Origin of the sequence: Micromonospora sp. DT41, from assembly GCF_049841715.1 — a bacterium.
GTDB lineage: Bacteria > Actinomycetota > Actinomycetes > Mycobacteriales > Micromonosporaceae > Micromonospora > Micromonospora profundi.
This window is the reverse complement of sequence record NZ_JBNCKU010000037.1, coordinates 1-8,032: the sequence shown is the minus strand read 5'-3', so window position 1 is coordinate 8,032 and position 8,032 is coordinate 1. Positions and strand designations below refer to the sequence as shown.

General features: G+C 68.3%; 6 protein-coding genes and 1 pseudogene. 5 read left to right on the top strand and 2 right to left on the bottom strand.

All coding sequences use genetic code 11. The annotated features are described in order from the left end of the window. Positions 1–295: 295 nt before the first annotated feature. Both ACLQ23_RS31445 and ACLQ23_RS31440 read left to right on the top strand, forming a co-directional pair. A complete protein-coding gene (locus ACLQ23_RS31445; RefSeq protein ID WP_355598191.1) occupies positions 296–1,273 on the top strand; it encodes a phosphotransferase family protein in 978 nt (325 codons plus the stop codon). A gap of 802 nt (positions 1,274–2,075) precedes the next feature. Then, positions 2,076–3,809 carry a hypothetical protein gene (locus ACLQ23_RS31440; RefSeq protein WP_355598189.1) on the top strand — a complete coding sequence of 578 codons (1,734 nt, stop codon included), beginning with the start codon at positions 2,076–2,078 and terminating at the stop codon, positions 3,807–3,809. Positions 3,810–4,019: 210 nt separating this feature from the next. Here the strand turns inward: ACLQ23_RS31440 and ACLQ23_RS31435 are convergent. Continuing rightward, positions 4,020–4,577: pseudogene (locus tag ACLQ23_RS31435) on the bottom strand (transposase family protein); the annotation flags it as partial. A gap of 206 nt (positions 4,578–4,783) precedes the next feature. On the opposite strand from ACLQ23_RS31435, the gene ACLQ23_RS31430 reads away from it, so the two are divergent. The 3 genes from ACLQ23_RS31430 (at position 4,784) to ACLQ23_RS31420 (ending at position 7,473) form a co-directional block, all read left to right on the top strand. Continuing rightward, positions 4,784–5,368 carry a winged helix-turn-helix domain-containing protein gene (locus tag ACLQ23_RS31430; protein ID WP_355598187.1) on the top strand — a complete coding sequence of 195 codons (585 nt, stop codon included), beginning with the start codon at positions 4,784–4,786 and terminating at the stop codon, positions 5,366–5,368. A 1-nt stretch (position 5,369) separates the two neighbouring features. Next, positions 5,370–6,617, top strand: a complete 1,248-nt coding sequence (locus ACLQ23_RS31425; protein ID WP_425881526.1) for an MFS transporter — start codon at positions 5,370–5,372, stop codon at positions 6,615–6,617. 424 nt (positions 6,618–7,041) lie between these two features. Then, the gene (locus ACLQ23_RS31420; RefSeq protein ID WP_355598183.1) at positions 7,042–7,473 is read left to right on the top strand and encodes a hypothetical protein; all 432 of its coding nucleotides are present in this window, start codon (positions 7,042–7,044) and stop codon (positions 7,471–7,473) included. Positions 7,474–7,690: 217 nt separating this feature from the next. Here the strand turns inward: ACLQ23_RS31420 and ACLQ23_RS31415 are convergent, their stop codons facing one another. Beyond that, complete coding sequence (locus tag ACLQ23_RS31415) at positions 7,691–7,933, bottom strand: hypothetical protein (RefSeq protein ID WP_355598181.1); 243 nt, start codon at positions 7,931–7,933, stop codon at positions 7,691–7,693. Positions 7,934–8,032: the final 99 nt, after the last annotated feature.

The window sequence follows — 8,032 nt, the reverse complement described above, 5'->3', positions numbered from 1 at the left end:
CCGGCGGCCCGGACCTCGTTCAGCCGGCCGCCGGGCGATGAGGCGGCTACCACGAGACCACCCGCAACTGCCGAGAACAGTGCAGCAGATCTTGGTGACCGAAGCTGTGCGCAACGCGCTGAAGCGCAGGCTGTTCCGGCGATCAGTCGTCGAACTGGGTCGGTTCGAGGCCCCACGTGTCTATGCCCTGGCGGGTGGGCGTCTAGTGACGTCGCAAATCGTGGTGGTCCACTCGTTAACGCGATTGTGTGGCACCTACGACCCAGATAGCGTGGGCGCCCAACGAAAGGCGATCATGAAGCGGGCGTTCTTGCAGCGGGACGATGTGCGCGACCTGGTGGCCGATCGGTTCGGGTCCGGTCGGCGGCTCATTGCGCTGGACCGGTTAACCGGCGGCAGCAAAAAGGGGGTCTACCGGCTCAGCCTGGACGACCAGACGACTGTGATCCTCTATGTATGGGCGGCCGGCGAGAACTACTGGCCGCCGTCGCCGGCCGTCCCGGACGACCCGTTCACTGACGCGTCCGGCGCGGAATTATTCGCCACCAATCACGCTGCTCTCGAAGCCGCAGGAGTGCGGATTCCACGGCTGCTGATGCTCGATCGCGACGGCCGCTACCTGGATACCGACGCTGCATTGATCGAGGACGTCGGTGCGGTAAGGCTGGAAACGCTGATGGAACGCGACCCGGCACGCGCCGCCACACCGCTGTCCACGCTTGGTGACGCCTTGAGACGCATGCACACCACGTTCGGCCCGAAGTACGGCAAGCTCGCCGCTATCGCCCGCGGCGAAGCACCTCAGCGTCGGCGCACCGAGGACATCGTTGTGGACCGGGCGCTCAGCCACCTGCACGCCGCAGCCGACCGAGACACGCGGCTGGCCGACGCACACGACCGGATCGTCAGGCATGTGCGTCTCCTCCGGAGCGCGGTTACGGCACGCGAGACATATGGGCTGGTACACGGCGAACTCGGCCCGGATCACGTACTCGTCACGCCCGCTGGCGAACCCGTCATGATCGATATCGAAGGCCTAGCGTACTTCGACGTCGAGTGGGAGCACGCTTGGCTACAGATGCGCTTCGGTGACGCCTACCCGCTACTACGCCCGGTCGATCTCGACCCCGACAGGCTGGAGCTGTACCGGTACGCGCAGGTGCTGTCCCTGATCGAGGGTCCACTGCGGATCGCGGACACCGACTTCCCCAATCGGCAATGGATGCTGGACCTAGCCGAGTGGAACATCACCAAAGCTCTCGGCGCCGTTTGACGGCCCTGGCGCTGATTCCGCTGGGCGCTTCCTGTGCTGGTACTCGAGACTGCTCGGCCGCAACCGGGGCGTGCTGCTCCAAGTCGGATCGCATCTCGGCCAGTGCCGGGGTCTGCTGGACCGATAGGTGACATCTGAGATCCTGTCGCCAACTTCCGGACGTGTCGGTGACAGCGCGGACCCCTCAACGCGTTGCCGTACTCCGGCATGTATGACTGCCGATCGGATGGAGCCGGAAGGTTCGAGCGGTATGTGGGGCCCGCTCATGCTGCGGGCCCCACATAGGACCCGGGTGCGACCGCGAACGGCCGCAGGGACCCTCGTACCGCCATGGGTGGTGTTTCTGGGATGAACGCCTGACCCGCCTGCGAACGCCTTGTACGCGCGGATGGACGTTGTGATTGCGTCGAATGTCGTTATATCGGCGTCTTCGCAGAACTTCATGGCATCCGCGAGACCGTATCGACCTTCTTTATCTTTCCTCTGGCTCCTGGTAGAAGTGCGGCATGCCCTCACGGCCTGTCACATCACTGTTGGATGAGAGCGGATCGCGACGTGCTGGCTCGCGGCTGTTGCACGGGGCGTGCCTCGCCGGGGCGGGCGGCACCTCGGGTTTCATGATCGGTCGACTGCTGCTCGCGGTGCTTAGCGCGGGCACCGATCCGGGGCAATGGCGCTTTTCGCAGCCGGTCAGGGCAACTCGTCGTACAGCACTGGAGGTGGCCAGAGGTGTCGGTGATCGAACTAGCGCATTGCGTGAGCCGGCATCTGCCGTTGCCGACGGTGTGACTCCAGACGTGTGATGAGCACACCTGCCGAGGTCGACCGCCTGCTCAGCGCCGCCGACGAGATCACCGCGCGGGCCGGCCTCGGCCCGGACACCCGGGCTGCCGTTGAGCGGGCCGTTGCCGCTGCCCGTGGTCTCGGCGATCCGGGGCGTCTGCTGCATGCTCTCGGCCGCGCCACCCTGAACCTCTCTCAGGAACGGCTCGCCGCTGGCGGTGACGTCACTGAGCTGCGGGAACAGGCCGAGGAGGTCATCGCGCTCGCCGGCGATCTGCTCTCCGATCCGGACTGGCATGCCGACGCCGTGGTCCGCACCGTGCAGGCGGGCCAGATCCTGGCCGGCAGCGGGCTCGTCGATCGCGGGCGCGATGTCGTCGAACGGGTGTGGCGGTTGGTCGCGCCCCGGCCCGCCGACGGCCTCGACGCCCGCCGCGCTCGGACCGCGGCACTGACTGGGCTGGTCACCCTGCGACTCGAGACGGACCCCTCCGTCCTGGGACCGTTAGCCGCCGAGATGGTCGACCTCCAGCGTGGGCTCGCCCGCGACACCGGCGAGGCGGCCGCCGTGATCGACCTGGCGGACGCCCTCGGAATCTTCGCGCGGGTAGCCAGCACTCTGGGGCGGCCGGACCTGATGCGGGTGGCGCTGACCGAACAGTACTCGCTAGAACAGATGTTCCAGGGCTCCGGAGCGCAGAAGCGACTAGAGCGGATCGAGGCGTCGCTGGCGCAGCTGCAACAAGCCGCGCCGGAAAACCTGGTGGTTCCCGACTCGGGCGCGTGGCGGATACGCCGCTCCTACCTGGATCTGCTGGCCCAGCCCTCACCATCCGACGTTACCGCCGGCGGGTTCGCGGCGCGGCTGGCGGCGGAGTCGCGGGTGACCGGCGCCGCACCCGGCAACCGCCCGCCCGCTGACCCGTCGGTGATCGCCGATTGTGCCGCCCGGCTCGATCAAGAAACCTCTCTGGCCGACGCGGACCAGATCATCGAGGCCGACCGCGTCCTCGCCGAGCTCGCCGACGAGTTGAGCCTGTACGACGGGGCGACGTCGGACCCGGCCCGGGGGGACGTCCGGCGCCTCTGGTCCGCAGCCCTCTACCAGCGGGCGATGCTCCGGCACCGGATCGGCCACTGCGACGACGCCTGGGACCTTGCCTGGCTGTCCGTGGTCGTTGCCGTCCGGCGGCACGAGGGCCTGCTACGCGGGACCGCCACCGAGCGGGAGGCGCTGGCCGACGCGGTCACCCACATGGTCGACGCCGCCGTGGTCGCGGAAGCCACCGGACGTCACGAAGACCAGATCATGCTGCTGTCCGAGGTCATCGACCGCTGCGCGGACGCGGACGCGGCCTACCCACGGCTGCGTCGAATCCTCGGCACGGCCCTGCACAATCTCGCCGCCGCGCTGCTCGAACGCCGGCAGACGGCGACCGCGGCGCCCTTGGCCGAACATGCCTACGCCATCCGTCATGAGCTGGCCGTGCTGGACCAGCACGCAGCCTGGGAGTACGCGAACACCCTGCTGCTCACCGCCGCCCTCGCCGTCGACCGTCAGGACTGGCCAATCGCCGTCGAACGTCTCAGCGCAGTTGGGCGGCTGCTGGTTGCCTTACGGACGTACCCGGAAGCGATGGCCGGATATGCAGGACAGCTCGTCATCGAGGTCACCGCCCAGGCACCCGAGCTGGTGGACCGGGCCCGTGCCGCCGGCACCTGGCCATATCAGACTTGGACCCCTCAGGCGTAGCGCCCACACGTTCGGCAGCCCGCTGGGCGGGTCTACGGCAGCGTAGAGGTACTCTCCGAACCCGTCCCCGTCTGCCGCGAGCGCGAGCGCGAGCGCCCAGCCCGAAGCCGTCACGCCCGTACACCCGCAGAGTCTTCGCGTACCGCAGCAGCCCACGCAGCGCGACGAGCCGTCCGGCGCCGGCCAGGCACACCGCGCCGGGCACCGGGCGCAGAACCCGACGTGCCAGCGATCCGCCGTGACCGTCCAGGAGCCGGCTTCGGCATCCCAGATCCAGTGCGGCTTTCCTCGCCGGACCTCGTCGATGCCGAGCACCGCGACCGGTTCCGGCTCGTCCGGCAGCACGCTGTTCGCGTGAGTGGTGAACGCGGCCGCGACGATCGGCCAGGAGATGCCGTGGTCGCGGGCGGACTGCACGATGGTGCGTCCGCCGTCGGCGACCGCCGCCCCGGCCGTCTGCCGCAGTCGTGTGGTCAGTCGTGAATGGGCCGGGACCTGGGCGACCTGCTCGGTGAACGCCTGACGCGGACAGGCCGGCGTCGGGCAGTACCAGCGTCGTTTGCGCCAGCGCAGCCGCACTGGTCGACCGGCGACCGGCAGGTCCCGCGGCCGGGTCGTGGCCCACTGCTTCACCCGCACTGCGGGCAGCATCGTGCCTGCTCACAACCGGTGGACAGGCTCACCACCGGAACGCCCTCAGCGTTCAGCTCGACTCGTTCCACCACCAGAGCCGTCCAGACCCAACAGCTTGGTTGCGTCGTTGACCATGCTCGCAGCTCTTCACCTGTGACTATCCGAACTCGACGCTCAGATGATCACCAACGAGCTGCAGGTCTCGCCATCTGGGTCGACTCATAGCGGACGCTGCTCGATTCTCGGAGATTCCGACGAGACGAGACCTATGCGAAACACTCCTTGTGAGTGCTGGGTCTGGAGGCGTATAAACGAAATAAGTCTTTCGTTTAGGAGTGCCGATGGAGCAGCAGGAGCCGGAACGCCGGGTGCGCGTGCAGGACGCGACCAAACTGCGGGCGCTCGCGCACCCTCTGCGACTGCGGCTGTTGCGCTACCTGCTGGCCGCCGGCCCGAGAACCGCAGCGCAGTGTGCCGAGGCACTCGGCGACACCGGGTCGAATTGCAGCTACCACCTGCGCCAACTCGGCCGTCACGGACTCATCGAACGAGCACCCGCCGAGGGGGTCAACCGGCGCGACCGGCCCTGGCGTGCCACCTCGACCGGGTTGGAGTTCCGGCCCGAGCCGGGTGACGTCGACGGGCAGCAGGCCAACGACGCACTTGCCGCACTCGAGCTCGACGAGGTCTTCGAGGCGCTGCAGCGCTACCAGCGCCAGCGGCACAAGCTGACGGACGAGTGGCGGGAGGGCGCGACCTTCCACACCTACACGCTCGCGGTCACCCCCGAGGAACTGCGCCACCTCACGCTGACCCTGGACGCCGTCATCCGACCCTATCTGCGTCCGGTGCGCCACGCGCCCCCAGCGGAAGCCCGGCGGGTCACTCTCAGTCTGCAGGCATACCCCACGCCTGAGTTCATCTGAGATGTTCACGCTGCTGCGTCACCGCGGATTCGCCCTGACCCTGCTCGCCGGGCTCTGCTCGAGCGTGGCGAGTTGGCTGCTGCTCACCGGGCTGCCGATCTACGTGTTCGGGGTGACCGGCTCGGCGTTCATCACCTCCGCCGTCTTCCTCGTCGAGCTACTGTGCGGCATCACGCTGGGATCCTTCGCCGGCGCCCTGGCCGACCGCTTCGACAGGTTCCGGCTCATGGCCTGCGTTGCGGTGCTACAGGCTGCGGCGGTGATCCCGCTGCTGGGTCGGCCCGAGCATCATCTGTGGATCATCTCGCTGGTCGCGGGCACCCAGGCGGTGCTGAGCCAGACGTTCGACTCCGCCCGCAACGCCGCGTTGCCGAACCTCGTCGAGGCCGCACACCTGGTACGCGCCAACAGCCTGGTGGCGCTCACCATCAGCGTTGGGCGGCTCATCGGCGGTTCGCTCGGCGGATTCGCGATCACCCGCGAAGGCACCCGTTACCTGGCGATCGGCAGCGCCGTGGCCTTCGTGGTCGCGGCGGCGCTGATCGCCGTCGCCCCCCGAGCCGTCCAGCACGGCGCCTCCCCGCCGGAGCGTACGTCGTCGTTCCTCGGCGCCTGGCGGTCCGGCCTCGCGGCGATGCTGCACAACAGCACCGTGCGCGTGACGTTCCTGAGCGTGGCGCTGGGCGGCATCGCGCAGGGCCTGTTCGTGGTGCTCTTCGTGGTCTTCGTCAGCCGCGCGCTGCACGCCGACGGCACGCTCACCGGTGTGCTGCGGGGTGTCCAGGCGATCGGCGGCGTGGCGGGCGGGCTCATCGTCGGCACACTGGGCGCGCGGCTCAGTCCTCGACTGCTGATGAGCCTCGGCGCCACCACATTCGCCCTGGTCAGCCTGGTCATCTGGAACGGGCCGGCGGTGACCCGCCAGCCCGAGTGGTACGTCCTGCTGTTCATCCTGGTCGGCGTACCCGGCATCGCCTACAACAGCGGGGCGTTCGCACAGATCCAACAGAGCGTCCCCAACACCGACCTGGGTCGGGCGTTTGGCGGCTACTACGCGATCTACAACGCATCGCAAGGGCTGGGCATGGTGGCCGCCGGCCTGCTCGGTGACGCGCTCAACGTCGTGCTCGTGCTCAACGTGCAGGCCGCGCTCTACCTGGCCTCGGGCGCGGTCGCCTACGTGGGCCTACGCTCCGCCCTACGGCAGCGCTCAGCCCCGCGACAGCGCTCCACCGTCGACATTGGGTAGACCGTTCTCGATCAGAAACCGAACTCCACCGGCTCGCCACCACCCCACGCCACCGCAAACACCTCAACCCCTCCCAACTTCGAAGAACCCAGATGGACCTCGGTGACCCCCCCCCCCCCCCCGCAGCCAACGCCCAGGCAACGGCACCCTCTTCTCCACCAACCAGACCATCGAGAGTGGACGCCGTCAGTCGCCCGGCCCCACCGACAGGTGCAGCGGGTCGACGCCGCCAGCCCGCGAAGAAATCGCACCAGCCGTGGTAGATGAGTTCGCGTTTCACGCTGGTGGTGCCCGGAGTGGCGCCGTCGAGTTCGTGACGATCTCCCACCACGCCCGTGGACGCAGCCGCAAGGGCTTCCTGAACGGTGACCTCTTCGGTGGATCCGAATGCGTCAGCGTTGGCGCTCGCGCGGAGGCGTAGCCGATGAGCGGGTGCCTGGGTGGCGTCTGCCACCATGCCCCCGTGCGGCAATATCCGAGCGAGTCACTGACCTCCGTGCTGACGGGCGCCGGCGTGGCGCTCGTAGGCCTGTTCCCGGCAAAGGATAAGGGCTTCGGCGCAAAGCTAGATGTGCTGGCGGCTTTGGTGGAGGTACATGGCGGGAGGGTAGTGAGCCGGCACATTCAGCGGCGGGGTGTCTCGCACGGCGGCGCGGCCAAGATGGCGTTGCCGTTGTCGCGGCGGACACTGCTTAGCCAGGGCAAAGCGCGCGAAGTCGCGCAAGCGTGCCGGGCCGCAGAGGTTGGTGTTGCCGTGTTCGTAAACCCGCTCACGGAACACCAACGAGCGGTCCTCGGCGACATGTTCGGGTGCTTGGTGATCAGCGGCGAGGACCTCTTCACCCCTGGTCGATGAGCGCCCGCAGACGCCGCTGATGGGGGAGATTTCGGTAGGCGCGAAGGCGTGGTGGGCGTAGGGGCGGAACTTGGCGTTTTCGTGGTGCCGGCGTCGGTGGATCAACCAGGCGAGGATGTCGGCGAGCGCGTCCACCAGGGTCGTGATTTCTGCTCGGCAAGGGCCCGGCCAGCCAGGCTCAGTCGAACCTGAGCCTGGCTGACCAGGCCACGTGTGGCTAGGCGTTGCCGGATCGTGCCTTCGGCAGCGTCCGCTCGGCGGTCAGCGTCATGGCGCCGCCCTTGTAGGACACCCGGAACATGTGGCCGCCCACGTTCAGGACCCGCCGTTCCGGCATGAAGTGGAAGTTGCCCTTGATCGAGGCCCCGCTCATGATCGTCAGTACCGTGCCCGGGGTGATGGGCGCGCGGACGTCCAGGGTGAGTTCGCCGTCCAGCACCAGGGCACCCGTGGCCCGCACGCTCAGCAAAGTGAAACGCGCTCTCAAGCACAGCCGGATGGGCGGTTACCTCGCTCGTACCCATCTCGTCTACGGCGAGTGGCTGCGCCGCGAGGGCCG

What these genes read in the sequence shown, in the direction of transcription:
- ACLQ23_RS31430 (WP_355598187.1), top strand. Translation starts at nt 4,784, where the DNA reads ATGGAGCAGCAGGAGCCGGAACGCCGGGTGCGCGTGCAGGACGCGACC.
- ACLQ23_RS31440 (WP_355598189.1), top strand. Translation starts at nt 2,076, where the DNA reads ATGAGCACACCTGCCGAGGTCGACCGCCTGCTCAGCGCCGCCGACGAG.
- ACLQ23_RS31425 (WP_425881526.1), top strand. Translation starts at nt 5,370, where the DNA reads ATGTTCACGCTGCTGCGTCACCGCGGATTCGCCCTGACCCTGCTCGCC.
- ACLQ23_RS31420 (WP_355598183.1), top strand. Translation starts at nt 7,042, where the DNA reads ATGAGCGGGTGCCTGGGTGGCGTCTGCCACCATGCCCCCGTGCGGCAA.
- ACLQ23_RS31445 (WP_355598191.1), top strand. Translation starts at nt 296, where the DNA reads ATGAAGCGGGCGTTCTTGCAGCGGGACGATGTGCGCGACCTGGTGGCC.